Origin of the sequence: Streptomyces sp. NPDC059002 (genome assembly GCF_042740435.1) — a bacterium.
Lineage (GTDB): Bacteria > Actinomycetota > Actinomycetes > Streptomycetales > Streptomycetaceae > Streptomyces.
The window spans coordinates 26,708-42,802 of record NZ_JBHYJI010000057.1; the positions used below are offsets into that span (position 1 = coordinate 26,708).

The window sequence follows — 16,095 nt, forward strand, 5'->3', positions numbered from 1 at the left end:
GACCAGCGCGGACACCAACCCGGACGGACCGGAGGCAGACACCAGCCCAGGCAGGCCAAGGCGGACACCAGCCCGAGCAGACCAGCGCAAACACCAACCCAGACGGACCAGATCGGAAACCGGCCCAGGCAGGCCATCGCAGCCACCAGCCCGGATGCGCCAGGACGGTCACCGGCCCAGGCAGACCAGCGCGGACACCAACCCGGACGGACCGGAGGCAGACACCAGCCCAGGCAGGCCAGCGCGATCACCAACCCAGACGGGCCCGCACAGTCACTGGTCCGAGGAGAAGCGCACCGAACCCGCCGGGAGTGTCGCGTCGCACCAGATGCGGAGGCCGGCGCGGAGTTCGTTGTCGGGGCCGATGTGGGCGCCGTCGCCGATGACTACGTCGGAGAGGGCTGAGCGGGCGCCGATGCGGGCGTCGGCGCCGATCAGGGAGTCGGTGATGACGGTGCCGGGTTCGATGACCGCGCCGGAGAGGATCGTGCTGCCGGAGATACGGGCGCCCTCGCCGATGTGGGCGTTCTCGCCGACCACGGTGCCGTCCGTGAGCTTGGCGTCGGGGGCGACGGAGGCGGTGGGCAGGACGAGGCGGTCGCCGCAGCGGCCGGGTACCGCGGGGGAGGGTGCGCGGCCGAGGACCAGGTCGGCGGAGCCGCGTACGAACGCCTGGGGGGTGCCCAGGTCCAGCCAGTACGTCGAGTCGACCATGCCCTGGAGGTGGGCGCCGGTGGCGAGCAGCTCGGGGAACGTCTCGCGTTCGACGGAGACCGGGCGACCCTCGGGGATCGTGTCGATGACCGAGCGGCGGAACACGTACGCGCCCGCGTTGATCTGGTCGGTGACGATCTCCTCGGGGGTCTGCGGCTTCTCCAGGAAGGCCGTGACCCTGCCGGTCGCGTCGGTGGGGACCAGGCCGTACGCACGCGGGTCGTCGACCTTCGTCAGGTGCAGGGAGACGTCCGCGCCCGACTCCTCGTGCGTGGCGACCAGGGCGCCGATGTCCAGGCCCGTGAGGATGTCCCCGTTGAAGATCAGGACCGGTTCGTCGGGGGCGGAGTGCAGGCGCGATGCCACGTTGCGGATGGCGCCGCCCGTGCCGAGGGGCTCGGTCTCCGTGACGTACTCGATGTGCAGGCCCAGCGCCGAGCCGTCGCCGAAGTACGGCTCGAAGACCTCGGCGAGGTAGGAGGTCGCGAGGACGATGTGCTCGACGCCCGCCGCGCGGGCCCGGGCCAGCTGGTGGGTGAGGAACGGGACGCCCGCCGCCGGGACCATCGGCTTGGGGGTGTGGACCGTGAGCGGTCGCAGCCGGGTGCCCTTGCCGCCGACCAGGAGGATCGCTTCTGTCACCTGTCGTCTCTGCTTCCTGCTGGGGCCGGCCGAACTTGAGTTTCGGCCGGCCAGTGTATGCAGACGGATGTGCAGATCGTGCAGTTCGAGCGGTGCGCCGGACCTCAGCGTCCCTGGAAACGGGCCGAGGTGGACCGGGCCTTGCCGAGCTTCTTGTACAGGCGGCTTCCGGGGCACTCGGTGGCGAATCCGTCCCGATGCCCGGAGATCACACGGAGCCGGACGTTCTTGCCTTTCTTGTACAGGTTGCCACCGCCGGACTTCAGGTATGTCGTACCGCGCGGATTGGCGCCGTACAGGCCGAGCTTCCACGCGGTCAGCCGGGCGACGGCGTTCACGGCCGCCTTCGGGGGGTTGGAGCTGCTGTACGTGCCGAGGACGGCGATCCCCATGCTGTTCGCGTTGAATCCGAGAGTGTGGGCCCCGAGGACCGGCTTGGCCACACCTCCGGCACGTCCTTCGTAAATGTTTCCGCACTTGTCGACCGCGAAGTTGTAGCCGAAGTCACGCCAGCCGCTGCTCTTGACGTGGTAGCGGTAGATGCTGCGCAGCACGGATCCGGCCTGTGAGCAGCGGTAGTTGTTGCCGGACGCGCTGTGGTGCACGAAGGCGGCCTTCACCGTCTTGGTGTACGCGAAGTCCTTCTCGCGGAGCTTCTCGTCGGCGCCCCAGCCCTTGCGCGTGATGATGCGCGGGCGCGGACCGACGTACGGCCGTGCCTTGCCCGCCGCTTCGGGGCCGCCGCGGGCTGCGATCAGGTCGTCCTCCGTCTGCTGCTTGGTCAGTTCGGGGATCGCGGCGGCGCCGAGCGGGGCGAGGTCCGCGTTGACGGCCGACGTCGCGGCGGACTCCACGGTCAGGCCGGTGGCGCGGGCCGCCTCCGCCTGGCCGCCCTGCGGGGGCTCGTCGCCGGGGTCGACGAGTTCCAGGCGCAGCCCTCTGGGGAGTGGGGCGTCGGCGGCGGCCCGGTCGTTCGCGGCGTCGCCCGGCTCGGACCTGACCCGGATCTCGACGCCGTCGGAGTCGCCGACCCACAGCGGTGCGGTCGAGCCGCGGACCTTGCCGGTGCCGCGTTCGGCGGCGTCCGGGTCGGCCGCGTGTTCGTGGTTGTGCGTCTCGACGTCCTGCCAGCCCGACCAGGCGGTGGTGCCTGTCGCGCGGGTGCGGACCTGCACGGTGCCGTGCAGTTCGGCCTCCGGGTTGTCCCAGACGACGCCGACCAGGGAGAAGGGACGTACGTCGCGCTGGGCGAGGCCGTGTTCGCGTTCGCGCGATGCGGAGCCGAGGGAGCGGTCGGAGCCGAGGGGGGCGAGCGGGAGGGACTGGGTGCTGCCGGGGAGTTCCGCCGCGGGGGACTGTGCGGCGGGCGTCGCGGCGCGGGCGCCGGACGACGGCAGGGTGAGGGGCAGGGCCAGGGCGGCCGCGCACGTGACGCCGATCGAGGAAGCAAGAAATCCACGCATACGTCCGATGGTTGGCATAGCGGAACATATCTGTCTATTGGGGATTTGACGGACCGTCGGCCCGGAGCGGCCGAACCGGTGGCCCGCGCTCCCCCGCCACGCCGAGGGGCGCGGTCGGCGCCCGCGTACCCTTGCGCCCGTGAACGCCAACGACCGCACCCCCGCCGACCTGCTGCGATCCGCGCTCGCCTCGGACCCGGGCCGCCCCCTCATCACCTTCTACGACGACGCCACCGGCGAACGCGTGGAATTGTCCGTGGCCACCTTCGCCAATTGGGTGGCCAAGACCGCGAATCTGCTCCAGGGCGATCTCGCCGCGGAGCCCGGCGACCGGGTCGCGGTGCTGCTTCCCGCGCACTGGCAGACGGCGGTGTGGCTGCTCGCCTGTTCGTCGGTGGGGGTCGTCGCGGACGTGGGTGGCGATCCCGCGTCGGCCGATCTCGTCGTCAGCGGCCCGGACTCGCTGGACGCGGCGCGCGCCTGTTCCGGGGAGCGGGTGGCGCTCGCGCTGCGGCCGCTGGGCGGGCGGTTCCCCCAGGTGCCGGGTGGCTTCGCCGATTATGCGGTGGAGGTGCCGAGTCAGGGGGACCGGTTCGCGCCGTACGCGCCGGTGGACCCGGATGAGGTTGCGCTCGTGGTCGACGGGGTCGAGCTGACCGGTGCCGAGCTTGTGTCGCGGGCCCGCGCCGATGCGGGGCGACTGGGCATCGGGCCTGGGGCTCGGGTTCTTTCCGGTCTGTCGTACGACACGTGGGACGGGCTGAGCGGTGGGCTTTACGCGGCGCTGGCCGGGGGCGGGTCCGTGGTGCTCTGCCGGCATCTTGGGCAGCTGGCCGAGGAGGGGCTTGAGAAGCGGATGTCTGATGAGCGGGTGACTGTCACTGTGGGGTGAGCTGTCTGCCTTCCGGGGATCTGCTTTCGGGCGCGGGTTCGTCGTGGTTGCCCGCGCCCACGCGGCGGAGCCGCATATCGACACAGCCCCGCGCCCCTTGAGATCTCGCCCCTTCGGGGCTCGTCCCCCGTTCGGCTTACGTCGGAGCCTGGTCCGGAGGCCCCCCGGCGCGCGTCGGTCCATGGTCGTAAGGACGCACCATGCACCGACGCAGCCATGAGGGGTGGACGCACACGTGACCACGTATGGACCGGGTGCCGGAGCCAGTCCCACCGGAGCGGGCGCGAACCGGCGCAGGCGGCGCTGGCTGCGTTGGGGGGCGATCGGGGTGGCCGTTCTGGTGCTCGCCGCGGGGGGCGTGGGATGGGCGGCGTACGAGAAGCTGAACGGCAACATCACCAAGGACACGGACGCGGCCGCCGAGCTGGCGCGCTATGAGAAGGAGCGTCCGACGCCGCTGGTGCACGACGCCCAGAACATCCTGCTCATCGGCTCCGACACCCGCTCGGGCCGGGGCAACCGCAAGTACGGCAGGGATCCGGGCACCCAGCGCTCGGACACCACGATCCTGCTGCATCTGGCGGCGGACCGGCAGAGCGCGACCGCTGTGTCGATCCCGCGGGACGTGATGGTGGACATCCCGAGCTGCCGGCGGCCCGACGGCTCCCGGACCGAGGCCCAATTCGCCCAGTTCAACTGGGCGTTCGAGTTCGGCGGGACGGCCTGCACCATTCGTACGGTCGAGAAGCTGACGAAGATCCGCGTCGATCACCACATGGTGGTGGACTTCGCCGGGTTCAAGGACATGGTGGACGCGGTCGACGGGGTGCAGGTCTGTCTCGGGGCCCCGGTCGACGACACCGACGCCCATGTGAAGCTCGCCGCGGGCAAGCAGACCCTGAACGGCGAACAGGCACTCGGATATGTACGGGCGCGCAAAAGTCTCGGCAATGGCAGCGACACCGACCGGATGGACCGCCAGCAGGAGTTCCTCGGCGCACTCGTCAACAAGGTGCAGAGCAATGACGTCCTGCTGAATCCCGCGAAGCTCTACCCCGTTCTCGACGCGGCGACTTCTTCACTCACCACGGACCCGGGACTCGCCAGTCTGCGTGGTTTGTACGAACTGGTGCGCGGCATGCGCAATATCCCCACAGAACGGGTGCAGTTCCTCACCGTGCCCCGGCAGTCGTACTCCTACGACGCCAATCGCGACGAGCTCGTCGAGCCGGCCGCCGAGGAGCTCTTCACCCGGCTCCGGACGGACAACCCGGTCCAGGTGGCCCCTCAGGAGCCCGAGAAATCGGCGCCGCCCCAGGAGCAGGCGTACGAAGACCCTTCGTACGAGGAGGAGTCCGGGTACGAGGAGGAGTACGACGACTCCGGCGAGTACTGGAGCGACGAGAAGCCGGACGACCCTTCTCATACGCCGTCTCCCGCGCCGACATTCCGGGGCAACACGGCCGCGGGCAGCACCTGCGAGTAAAGCGATCGCCAAGGCGGAGCCTCTCTCCATCAAGAAATAGGGCGGATTGCCCAGTTGTAGGGGAGTGGAATTTGTCACCGGCGTCGTTCGGCACTGAACTGGGCGGATAGTGTGAGCGATCCGGTGCGTCGGACCTTCGCAGGCCACGCACCGCTGGACGACTGACCGAGCGCCTTCTTGAGGGGGGAAAGGCGCCGCGTGGCCCCGACGGAGGACGCAAACAACCGTGGACGCGCAAGGCCGTGGGCGGGCGGAGAACATCGACCCCGCAGACCAGTGGGTACTCAACCCGACCACCGGTGACTACGAACTGCGACTGAGCCCCTCCGCAGGGCAGTCGGCGGTTCCTGGACCCCGTAGATCCGCACCCCGCAAGGGCGGCCGCGGCCGCCCCGCACCGGGCGGTGAGCGCCCGCGCAGGGACGAGCGGGACGAACACCGCGAGGTGCCGGGGCAGCGCAGGCGCCGTGTCAGGGAGCCGGAGGCCGCCACGGGCGGCAGGCGCAAGCAGCGGCCGAAGAAGTCCAAGGGCAAGAAGGTCCTGATGTGGACCGGCGGCACCCTGGCCTTCCTGCTCGTCGCGGGCTGTGCCGGTGGGTACCTCTACTACCAGCACCTCAACGACAACATCACGTCGATAGACGCTGACGGCGCGAGCACCGGGGGCTTCAGCAAGGACCGCGCCATCAACATCCTGGTGATGGGCACCGACAAGCGCAGCGGCAACGGCAACAAGGGCTACGGCGACGAGGGCAGCGTCGGCCACGCGGACACGACGATCCTGCTGCACGTCTCCAAGGACCGGACGAACGCGACCGCGCTGAGCATCCCGCGCGACATGATCACCGACATCCCGGACTGCCCGACGAAGCAGGACGACGGCAGCACGAAGGTCATCCCCGGTACTCAGAACGTCCGCTTCAACGAGAGCCTCGGCCAGAACGACCGCACGCCGAGCTGCACCATGCGCACGGTCACGAAGATCACCGGGATAACTCCCGACCACTTCATGGTCGCCGACTTCAACGCGGTCAAGACGCTCTCCAGCGCGGTCGGCGGTGTGGACGTCTGTCTCGCCAAGGACATCGACGACCCCAAGTCGCACCTCAAGCTGCCCAAGGGCAAGCACACGATCGAGGGCGAGGAGGCGCTGGCGTTCGTCCGCACGCGTCATACCGTGGGCCAGGGCGGCGACCTGAGTCGGATCCAGCTGCAGCAGCAGTTCCTCAGTTCCCTGATGCGCAAGCTGAGTTCGGGCGACACGCTCACCAACCCGAAGAAGATGATAGAGCTCGCGGAGGCGGGCACGAAGGCCCTCACCGTCGACTCCGAGATCGACGACATAATGAAGCTCAAGGACCTCGGCATGGAGCTCGGCAAGCTCGACATGAAGAACCTGACCTTCACCACGGTGCCGGTCAAGGACAACCCCGCCGAGAAGATCCCCATCACGGTCGTCCTCGATCCACCCAAGTCCGACCCCCTGTTCGCGATGATGCGCAACGACGAGTCGCTGACCGAGGTCAAGAAGAAGGAGAAGAAGGAGAAGGCCGCGGTGGCCGCCCGCCTCAAGGGCCCCAAGGCCGACCCCTCCGAGGTGCGGGTCGAGATCTACAACGGCAGCGAGAAGACCGGCGCCGCTCAGGCAACTCTCACGTGGCTGCAGAACAATGAGGGCGTGCTCAAGTCCAGCCAGCTGGGCAACGCGCCCTCGGACCTCAAGAAGACGACGCTCGAGTACGCGCCGGACCAGGCTGACCAGGCCCGTCGGCTCGCCGACATCATGGGTCTGCCCGCCGCCGCCCTGAAGCCGGGCAAGAGCGAGAAGAACGCACAGGGCCTGCCGGCCATGAAGCTGACGCTCGGCGGCGACTTCAAGGGGGCGGGTGTGCCCATCACCGGCCCGTCGAAGGCGCCGGAGGGGATCCAGAAAGTCGAAGCCGATAAGACTGTGTGTGCCAAGTGACCTGAAGCGGTCGTTCTGCGTCTAACAATGCGCCAAAGCACGTACGTCGCCCCGGGCCGCGTACGTCGCATCCCGGCGTCAAGAGGGCGCGGGGCGACCGCAGTTCGGGAGTGGGGCGGGGAGGGGCATGAGGATGAGGCAGAAGAGCGTGCGTGAGGAGGGGGCGCGACAACGCACCCCGCACGCAAGTGATCACGGCTGGGACGACGGCCTGCACGAGGGTGAGGAGCGCCCCGGGGAACCCCCGGACGGCAACGGCACACCCCCGCAGGGCCCCGGCCGTCACCGGCACCGGCGCGGCGGGGGCGGGGGGCGCCCGCCGCGCCGCAAGCGCCGGGTGCTCCGCTGGTCGGCAACGGTCCTTGCCGTACTGATACTTGGCACGGCCGGCGCCGGATACCTCTACTACCAGTACCTCAGCAACAGCCTGGAAACGGACGACCTGAACCTGGGCGAGCACCGGGCACCGGAGCCCACGCCCAACGCGGCAGGCCAGACTCCGCTGAACATCCTGCTCATCGGCTCGGACGCACGCGACTCCAAGGCGAACCAGAAGCTCGGCGGCGCGAAGAACACCTTCGGCGGGCCACCCCTCGCGGACGTCCAGATGCTGCTCCACCTGTCGGCCGACCGCACCAACATGTCCGTGGTCAGCATGCCGCGCGACACGCTGCTCCAGGTCCCCAAGTGCACGGACCCGGACGACGGCAAGGTCTATCCGGAGACCGGCCCGCGGTACATGACGAACGAGTCGCTCAACCGCGGCGGCCCCGGCTGCACCGTCGCCACCTGGGAGAAGCTCACCAACATCCACATCGACCACTTCATGATGGTCGACTTCTCGGGTGTGGTCTCCATGGCGGACGCCATCGGCGGCGTACCCGTCTGCGTGGACAAGAACATCCACTCGCGCACCCGCGAGGGCAAGGGTTCGGGCCTGAAGCTGAAGAAGGGCACCACGGAGATCAAGGGCGAGCAGGCCCTGCAGTGGCTGCGCACCCGCTACGGCTTCGAGGGCGGCACCGACATCAGCCGCGCCAAGGCCCAGCACATGTACATGAACGCGCTGGTCCGCAAGCTCCGCGAGAACACCGGCCTGACCAGCCCCAACCAGCTGCGCAAGCTCGCCGAGAAAGCGGTGAGCGCGCTGACGGTCGACGACGACCTGGGCAGCCCCAAGAAGCTGTACGACCTGGGCAACGAGCTCAAGAAGGTCTCGCCGGGCCGTACGACGATGACGACCATGCCGTTCGAGTACTACGGCGAGCGCGTCATCCCCAAGCCCGGCGACGCCGAGCAGCTCTTCCGCCTCGTCCGCGACGACATCCCGCTGGACGGCAAGGGCAAGAAGAAGCCCGCGAAGGAGAAGCTGTCGGACGACCCGGCGGCCGCGGACGACAAGATCGCGATCCAGGTCCAGAACGGCACGCGCTCGGACACGCTCGCCCCGGCCGGCGGCCGCGCGAGCACGGTGGCGCAGCTCCTGGTCGGCAAGGGCTTCGCGAAGGCCGCACCGGACACGACGACGTCACTGGCCGAGGAGCAGACGCTCATCCGCTACCCGAGCGCCGAACTGGAGGGCGACGCCCAGCGGGTCGCCAAGTCCCTCGGCCTGCCGCTGAGTTCGGTGAAGAAGTCGACGGACGTCTCCGGGGTGACGCTGGTCGTCGGCGCCGACTGGCGCGAGGGCGACGTACCGCCCAAGCCGAAGAAGAAGGACGACAAGACGCCGGACTCGGCGGACGCGCTGAGCGGCTCCGACAAGTCGGCGTGCATGAAGGTGGATCCGGACTACACCTGGTAGACGGCTTCGGGGCACCGGTCGCGTTCAACCGATGCCCCGAAGTCCCGTGCTTCGTACGCCTGTTGGGCCCTTCTCAGGCCTCCTGCGTCTCCCCGAGGACCGCCGGGCGGCGCGAGGCGATGACCTTCTTGGCCAGCGAGCGCGGGCTGGTGAGGAAGCCCCAGCCCCAGGACATGTGCATGGTCGCGAGGGCCACCGGGATCTGCAGGCGGGCCTTCAGGGGCAGGCCCTTGCCCGCGGGGACGGACCCGGCGGCGATGGCGGCGAGGTAGCCGCCGGGGATCACGAAGCCCCACGGCGTGAGGGCCGCGCCCACCACGATGCCCGCCGCGATGGCGCAGACCGCGGTCGGCGGCGCGAGGTAGCGGAGGTTGATGGAGCCCTCGTGGTAGCGGGCGACGACGTGGCGCCAGCGGCCGTAGTCCTTGTACTGCTTGGCGAGGGCCTTCACGCTCGGGCGCGGGCGGTAGGAGACCTTCAGCTCGGGCGAGAACCAGATCATCCCGCCCGCTTCCCTGATCCGGAAGTTGAGCTCCCAGTCCTGGGCGCGGATGAACTCCTCGTTGTAGCCGCCCTGTTGTTCAAGGGCCTCGCGGCGGAAGACGCCGAGGTAGACCGTCTCGGCCTGCTGGGCGTCGCCGCCGGTGTGGAAGGCGGCGTTGCCCACGCCGATCTTCGAGGTCATGGCGGCGGCGACGGCCTGCTCCCAGGCATTGGTGCCCTGGGCGTGCATGATGCCGCCGACGTTCATCGCGCCGGTCTCCTCCAGGAGGCGCACCGCGGTCGTGATGTACCCGGGCGAGAGCGCGGCGTGGCCGTCCACACGCACCACGATCGGGTGACGGGACGCCTTGATGGCGGCGTTCAGCGCCGCGGGGGTGCGGCCCGTCGGGTTGGGGACCGTGTGCACCCGTGGGTCTTCGCGGACCAGCTCGGCGGCGATCTCGTCCGTGCGGTCGGTGGAGGGGCCGAGCGCGACGACGACCTCCATCTCGCCCGCGTACTCCTGCTGCAGGATCGCGTGCACCGCCTCGCGCAGATGCCGCTCCTCGTTGAGGACGGGCATGATCACCGATACGGCGGGAGGCTGCACCTCAGACTTCGCGTTCATCACGCGTCACGTTACCGCGAATGGGGGACACGGGCGCGCGCCGTCCGGGTCGCTACCCCGGGCCGCATTTCGTATGGCCTTACGTTTCTCGGGTTCCCGGCCCGTCGCCCACCCCCAGCCAGCCCGTCTCCGCGGAGGTGTCCCCTCACGTGCCCACACCGCCCCGCTCCCCCGCCCCCTCATCGCGTCCGCGTCCACCGGCCCGAAAGTCCGCACGGAAGTCCGCAGGAAAGGGAAAGCGGCCCCGCTGGGCCATGCGGGTGGCCACCACGTTCTCCGTGACGGTCCTCGCCGCGGCCGGCATCGGGCACGGCGTCGTCACCAGCCTCGACACCGGCATCAAGCGGGTCGACGCCTTCAAGGACATGAAGAACAGACCCGCGCCGGGCAACGGCATGAACGTGCTGCTCGTCGGCACCGACGGCCGCGACAAGATCACCGAGGAGGAGCGGGCGAAGTACCGCCTCGGCGGCGCGCCCTGCCACTGCACGGACACGATCATGATCGTGCACATCTCGGAGGACAGGGACCGCGCCAGCGTCGTGAGCCTGCCCAGGGACTCGTACGCCGAGCTGCCCGCGCACACCGACCAGACCACCGGCGAGAAGCACCACGAGCACGCCAACAAGATCAACGCGGCGTACGCGGAGGGCGGCCCGAACCTCACGGTGCGCACCGTCGAGCACATGACGAAGGTCAAGATCGACCACTATCTGGAGGTCGACTTCACCAGCTTCATGAAGACCGTGGACGTGCTCGGCGGCGTGGAGATCTGCACGGCGCGGCCGCTCAGGGACTCGCACACCGGGCTCGACCTGTCGGTGGGCACGCACGAGCTGAACGGCGGCGAGGCGCTCCAGTACGTCCGCTCCCGGTATGTCGACGGGGCCTCCGACCTGGGCCGCATGCAGCGCCAGCAGCGCTTCCTCGCGGCGCTCATCGCGAAGGCCACGGGCAGCGGCGTCCTGCTCAACCCGGTCAAGTTCCGCAATGTGACGCGGACGCTGCTCGGCTCGGTCCGGGCGGACAAGGGCTTCGGCACGGGCGAGATGCTGGACCTGGGGCGGGCGATGCGGGGCTTCTCGCCCTCGTCGTCGGAGTTCACCACCGTGCCGCTGAGCACCAAGGGGAAGAGCATCCCCGGCATCGGCTCGACGCTGAAGTGGCACAAGACCAAGTCCCAGAAGCTCTTCAAGGCGCTGCGCGACGACCGGCCGCTCGCCCCGCACCGCGACAAGGCCAAGGCCGCGCTCGTGGGCGTCTCGCCCCAGCAGATCAGGGTCCAGGTGGAGAACGGCGCGGGCACCCCGGGCCTCGGCAAGCGGGTCGACTCGGCGCTGCGGGCGACCGGGTTCCGCACCACGCGGACGCCGGGGAACGTGCCGGGCGCCAAGGCCAGGCCCGCCAAGCGGACCGTCGTGGCGTACGACCCGCGCTGGGACCGGTCCGCCAAGTCGCTCGCCATGGCCCTGCCGGGGTGCGAGATGCGGAAGGTCAGGGGTCAGGGGTCGACCCTGAAGGTGATCGCCGGGCGGGACTTCAGGACGGTGCGTCCGGTGCGGGCGGAGGACGCGTACCAGGGTGAGTTCGGGGCGGTCACCGGGGACCAGGTCGTCTGTCCCTGAGGGGCCGCGGGGGGATGGACCGGGCCGCGGAGGGCTTCAGTCGTCGAAGCCCTCCGCGGCCCGCGCCTCCCGGAGCTCCTTGATCGCGCGGCGCCGCGCGAGGCGGTGCGTGCGGCGGATCTGGGCCTCCTGGTAGCGGCGGCGGTCGCGGTCCGTCTCGGGCAGGACCTGCGGCACGGTGCGCGGCTTGCCGTCCGCGTCGACGGCCGCGAAGACGAGATAGGCGGAGCCGACCTGCTGGGCGGGCGTCGACTCGTTCCAGCGCTCGGCGAGGACCCGCACCCCGACCTCCATGGAGCTGCGTCCCGTCCAGTTGACCTGGGCCTTCACATGGACGAGGTCGCCCACGCGGACCGGCTCGAGGAAGGCCATCTCGTCCATGGACGCGGTGACGGCGGGGCCTCCCGAGTGGCGCCCCGCGACGGCGCCGGCCGCGTCGTCCACCAGCTTCATGATCACGCCACCGTGCACCGTGCCGAGGAGGTTGGTGTCGTTGTGGGTCATGATGTGGCTGAGCGTGGTCCGGGACGCCGAAGTCGGCTTGCCCGGAATCGCCCCCGGGGTCTCGGGGTTTTCCACCGAATTGGGCGCTGCCGGACGGGGAGCCTGGTCTGTCATGCCCTCCACCCTAAGCCGGGCGTATGTCCGCCCCCTCCCGGGCCGCTTTGCATCAGCTCTGCAACAGCACTGGCCCGAATTCTCGACCGCCCTGTGAGGCGCACGGCACGAGGCGGCACACTAAGCCACATGAGCGATTGGCCTGACGATCAGGGCGGCGGCCGGCGATACGGCCGCGGCAGTGCGGACGCGCAGCCCGACGGCGCCCGCGTGATGCGGCATGTGCAGCGCGGCTCGACGCCCCGTCCGGCCGGACCGCCACCCGGTGGGGTCCCGCCACAGCCCGCGTACGACGACGAGTACGGGGAGCCGCAGCAGTACGGGAACGGCCAGCCGTACGGCGACGCACGCGACGACGTCTTCGAGCCGCGCACCCCGCGTCAGGACCCCTACGGGCAGAACCAGGGGTACGACAGCGGCTACAACACCGGCCAGGTCTACGGCCAGCCGAGCGGCGGCAACAACGGCGGCGGCCGGGGCGGCGACGGCCAGCTGCCGCGCGCCCCGCGTCCCGCGCCGAACTGGCGCAAGCGGATCAAGTGGGGCGCGATCACGCTCGTCAGCGTCCTCGTCGTGACGTCCGTCATCACCTACTTCTGGGCCGACTCCAAGCTCAAGCGCGAGGTCGACCTCTCCAAGGTCATCGAGCGTCCCGAGGGCGGCGCGGGTACGAACTACCTGATCGTGGGCTCCGACAGCCGCGAGGGCATGTCCACCGAGGAGAAGAAGAAGCTCCACACGGGCTCGGCCGAGGGCAAGCGCACGGACTCGATGATGATCCTGCACGTCGCGGACGACGGCGGGAACACGATGGTCTCGCTGCCCCGCGACTCGAACGTCACGATCCCCTCCTTCAAGGGCGCCGAGTCGGGCAAGCTCTACCCGAACCAGGGCCGCCAGACGAAGCTGAACGCGGCGTACGCGGAGGACGGGCCCGAGTTGCTCGTCCGCACCGTCGAGTACAACACCGGGCTGAAGATCGACCACTACGCCGAGATCGGCTTCGGCGGCTTCGCCAAGATCGTGGACTCGGTCGGCGGCGTCGAGATGGACATCCCGAAGGCCTTCAAGGACAAGAAGTCCGGCGCCGACTTCCAGGCGGGCAAGCAGACCCTCAACGGCGAGGAGGCGCTGGCCTTCGTCCGTACGCGGTACGCCTTCTCCAGCGACCTGGACCGCACGAAGAACCAGCAGAAGTTCCTCTCGGCCCTCGCCAACCAGGTGGCGACGCCCGGCACGATCATGAACCCGTTCAAGCTCTACCCCACGATGGGCGCGGGCCTGGACACCCTGGTCGTCGACAAGGACATGGGCCTGACCGACGTGGCCTCCATGTTCTGGGCGATGAAGGGCGTCAGCGGTGGCGACGGCACGTCCATGAACATGCCGATCTCCGGCTCCGTCGGCAACAACCTCGTCTGGGACAAGGCCAAGGTCAAGACGCTGGTGAAGGAGCTGAACAACGACGAGAAGGTGACGGTCTCGGGCAGCTGAGCCCCTTCTGGCCGTACGTCGCGAGGGCCCCGCCGATCCGGTCGGCGGGGCCCTTCCGCGTCGCGGCGCGCCGGTCGCGTACCCCCGAACGCTTCGCCCGCCGCGAAGCCGCGGCCGCCCCGTGTCACGGTGGTCCGAACTGCCGCCGCGAACGTCCGGAGCCCTGCCATGGCAGACCTGCAGGAGGAACTCAACACCACCGCCGAGGCCGGGGAGCTCGACCAGTCCCCCGCACCGCCCGAGCCGCCACCCGCCCACGACCCCGAACCCGCGTCCGCCGCCGCTCCCACGGCACGGGCCCGCACCCTGCTCGCCGCGCATCCCGTGGCCGACGGCTACAGCGGACTGCCCTGGGCGCTGCGCGAGCTGCCCTGGTACGACTTCGAGACCGGCGACAGCGGCCTGGAGAGCGACCTGCCACGGCTGCGCGAGGGCCGGGTCGGGGCGCAGTTCTGGTCCGTGCACGTGCCCGAGGGGCTGAGCGCCGACCGGGCCGTCGGCGCGACCCTGGAACAGATCGACCTCGTGAAGCACGTCGTCGGCGCCCACCCGGAGGGGCTGCGGCTCGCCCGCAACGCCTCGGAGACCGCCGACGCCCGCAACTGCGGCCGCATCGCCACCCTGATCGGCCCGGCCTGCGGTGCCGCGCTCGGCGACTCGCTCGGCACGCTGCGCGCGCTGCACAGCCTGGGCCTGTGCGCGGTCACCCTGTCCGGGACGTCCTGGGCGGGCGCGGACGGGCTGACCACGTTCGGCGAGGAGGTCGTGCGGGAGATGAACCGGCTCGGGGTCCTCGCGGACCTGTCCGGCGCCTCCGAGACGACGGCCCGCCGGGTGCTCGCCGTCTCCAAGGCCCCGGTGATCTTCACCCGCTCCGGGGCACGGGCCCTGCGCGACCATCCGGCGAACCTCTCGGACGAGCTGCTCGCCGCGGTGGGCGCCGCCAAAGGCCTGTGCCTGGTGCCGCTGGCCGCCGAGCGGACCGGCTCCTCGGTGCGCGAAGTGGCGGACCACCTCGATCACGTACGGCGGATCGCGGGTCCCGAGTGCGTCGGCCTCTCCGGGACGTACGACACGACGGACGCACGGCCGGAGGGGCTCACCGACGCGTCGTGCTATCCGCGGCTGGTCGGCGAGCTCATCGAACGCGACTGGTCCGAGGCCGAGTTGGCGCTGCTCACCTGGGGCAACGCCCAACGCGCCCTGCGCGGCGCGGACTTCACGGCGCGGGCCGCGCGGGAGCGCAGGCCGGCGTCGACGGCGACGATAGAGCGTCTGGACGGGTAGCCGCGGCCGGCCCGGCGGGCTCAGTCGGCACAGAGGCAGAACGGGTGCCCCGCCGGGTCGGCGTAGACCCGCCAGCTGCGGTCGCGGTCGTCGGCCTCCAGGACCGTGGCGCCGAGCGCGAGGACCTGCTTCTCCGCGGCGTCCATGTCGTCCACCGTGAGGTCCAGGTGGAACTGCTGCGAGCCGTCGGGGGACGGCCACCTCGGCGGTACGAAACCGGGGGCTTCCTGGAACGCGAGGGTCGTGCCGCCGTGGCCTTCGAGGTCGTACCAGTCGTCGCCGCCGCGGGACGGGGTGCCGCCGATGACGGCCGCGTAGAACTCCGCGAGGGCGAGGGGGTCGGGACAGTCCAGGACGACGGTGCCGAGCTTGGCGATGGGCATGGCTTACCTCCGGGATCGGTTACCGGCTGAACGGCTTAACGGGTAACGTCGGTTACTGCATGCTCCCGCAGAAGCAGTAACGTCGCAACCATGAATGACAGAGCCGCGCCGGGCTCGCTCGCGCTGGTCCAGGACCTGGTGAACACGCTCAACCTGAATTCGGGCGTCGACACGCTGGACACGGCGGCGGGAGCGAGCGCCTTCGGGATCGCCGCGCGGGACGTGGCGGCGGCGCGTGAACTCCGCGAGGCCCTGCGGGCGGCCTGCCTCGCCCACGGCGGGCAGCCGCCGCACGCTCCCGTGCGCGACTTGACCCAACTCCTCACGGAGGGGCCGCTGTTGGTGACGGTCGACGAGACGAGCGGCGCCGCTTCACTCGTCCCCGCCGACGCGTCGTCGCTCACCTCACGGGTGGCGGCCGCGATCGCCGACGCCGTGGCGGCGGGAACCTGGCTCCGCCTCAAGGCGTGCGAGGCCCCGGACTGCCTCTGGGCGTACTACGACCGCAGCCCGGCGGGACGCAGCCGGTGGTGCGACTCGGGACATGCGGCGCGGGCGAAGATGCGGGCGTACCGGCGGCGCCGGGCTTGAGCGGGGACGCGCCGTTGGG

Annotated in this window: 13 protein-coding genes; 8 read left to right on the forward strand and 5 right to left on the reverse strand. The window is 70.4% G+C overall.

What is annotated here, in order from left to right:
* Positions 1-273: 273 nt before the first annotated feature.
* Together ACFWZ2_RS34695 and ACFWZ2_RS34700 are read right to left on the reverse strand one after the other, a co-directional pair.
* A complete protein-coding gene (locus ACFWZ2_RS34695) occupies positions 274-1,356 on the reverse strand; it encodes a sugar phosphate nucleotidyltransferase (protein ID WP_384552590.1) in 1,083 nt (360 codons plus the stop codon).
* Between the two features lie 104 nt (positions 1,357-1,460).
* On the reverse strand, positions 1,461-2,837 hold the full coding sequence (locus tag ACFWZ2_RS34700) for a peptidoglycan recognition protein (RefSeq protein WP_384552591.1): 1,377 nt from the start codon (positions 2,835-2,837) through the stop codon (positions 1,461-1,463).
* Positions 2,838-2,958: 121 nt separating this feature from the next.
* Between ACFWZ2_RS34700 and ACFWZ2_RS34705 the strand changes: the two genes are divergently transcribed.
* From ACFWZ2_RS34705 to ACFWZ2_RS34720, 4 genes are all read left to right on the forward strand, one after another.
* Positions 2,959-3,711: a TIGR03089 family protein gene (locus ACFWZ2_RS34705; RefSeq protein ID WP_384552593.1), complete on the forward strand. Its 753-nt coding sequence runs from the start codon at positions 2,959-2,961 to the stop codon at positions 3,709-3,711.
* Positions 3,712-3,946: 235 nt separating this feature from the next.
* Positions 3,947-5,197 carry an LCP family protein gene (locus ACFWZ2_RS34710; RefSeq protein ID WP_384552595.1) on the forward strand — a complete coding sequence of 417 codons (1,251 nt, stop codon included), beginning with the start codon at positions 3,947-3,949 and terminating at the stop codon, positions 5,195-5,197.
* Between the two features lie 226 nt (positions 5,198-5,423).
* Complete coding sequence (locus tag ACFWZ2_RS34715) at positions 5,424-7,163, forward strand: LCP family protein (RefSeq protein WP_384552597.1); 1,740 nt, start codon at positions 5,424-5,426, stop codon at positions 7,161-7,163.
* Between the two features lie 133 nt (positions 7,164-7,296).
* Positions 7,297-8,967 (forward strand): LCP family protein, encoded by a 1,671-nt coding sequence (locus ACFWZ2_RS34720; RefSeq protein ID WP_384552599.1) that lies wholly within the window; start codon positions 7,297-7,299, stop codon positions 8,965-8,967.
* 73 nt (positions 8,968-9,040) lie between these two features.
* Here the strand turns inward: ACFWZ2_RS34720 and ACFWZ2_RS34725 are convergent, their stop codons facing one another.
* Entirely contained in the window at positions 9,041-10,078 is a 1,038-nt protein-coding gene (locus ACFWZ2_RS34725) for a glycosyltransferase family 2 protein (protein WP_384552601.1), read from the reverse strand.
* A 254-nt stretch (positions 10,079-10,332) separates the two neighbouring features.
* Here ACFWZ2_RS34725 and ACFWZ2_RS34730 point away from each other — a divergent pair, with 254 nt between their 5' ends.
* On the forward strand, positions 10,333-11,703 hold the full coding sequence (locus ACFWZ2_RS34730) for an LCP family protein (protein WP_384552603.1): 1,371 nt from the start codon (positions 10,333-10,335) through the stop codon (positions 11,701-11,703).
* Between the two features lie 36 nt (positions 11,704-11,739).
* On the opposite strand, the gene ACFWZ2_RS34735 is transcribed toward ACFWZ2_RS34730, so the two are convergent.
* A complete protein-coding gene (locus ACFWZ2_RS34735; protein ID WP_384552605.1) occupies positions 11,740-12,321 on the reverse strand; it encodes an acyl-CoA thioesterase in 582 nt (193 codons plus the stop codon).
* A gap of 129 nt (positions 12,322-12,450) precedes the next feature.
* On the opposite strand from ACFWZ2_RS34735, the gene ACFWZ2_RS34740 reads away from it, so the two are divergent.
* Both ACFWZ2_RS34740 and ACFWZ2_RS34745 read left to right on the forward strand, forming a co-directional pair.
* Positions 12,451-13,815: an LCP family protein gene (locus tag ACFWZ2_RS34740; RefSeq protein WP_384552606.1), complete on the forward strand. Its 1,365-nt coding sequence runs from the start codon at positions 12,451-12,453 to the stop codon at positions 13,813-13,815.
* A 168-nt stretch (positions 13,816-13,983) separates the two neighbouring features.
* A complete protein-coding gene (locus ACFWZ2_RS34745) occupies positions 13,984-15,102 on the forward strand; it encodes a dipeptidase (protein ID WP_384552607.1) in 1,119 nt (372 codons plus the stop codon).
* Between the two features lie 20 nt (positions 15,103-15,122).
* On the opposite strand, the gene ACFWZ2_RS34750 is transcribed toward ACFWZ2_RS34745, so the two are convergent.
* Positions 15,123-15,485 (reverse strand): VOC family protein, encoded by a 363-nt coding sequence (locus ACFWZ2_RS34750; protein WP_384552609.1) that lies wholly within the window; start codon positions 15,483-15,485, stop codon positions 15,123-15,125.
* Positions 15,486-15,575: 90 nt separating this feature from the next.
* Between ACFWZ2_RS34750 and ACFWZ2_RS34755 the strand changes: the two genes are divergently transcribed.
* Complete coding sequence (locus ACFWZ2_RS34755) at positions 15,576-16,076, forward strand: CGNR zinc finger domain-containing protein (protein ID WP_384552610.1); 501 nt, start codon at positions 15,576-15,578, stop codon at positions 16,074-16,076.
* Positions 16,077-16,095: the final 19 nt, after the last annotated feature.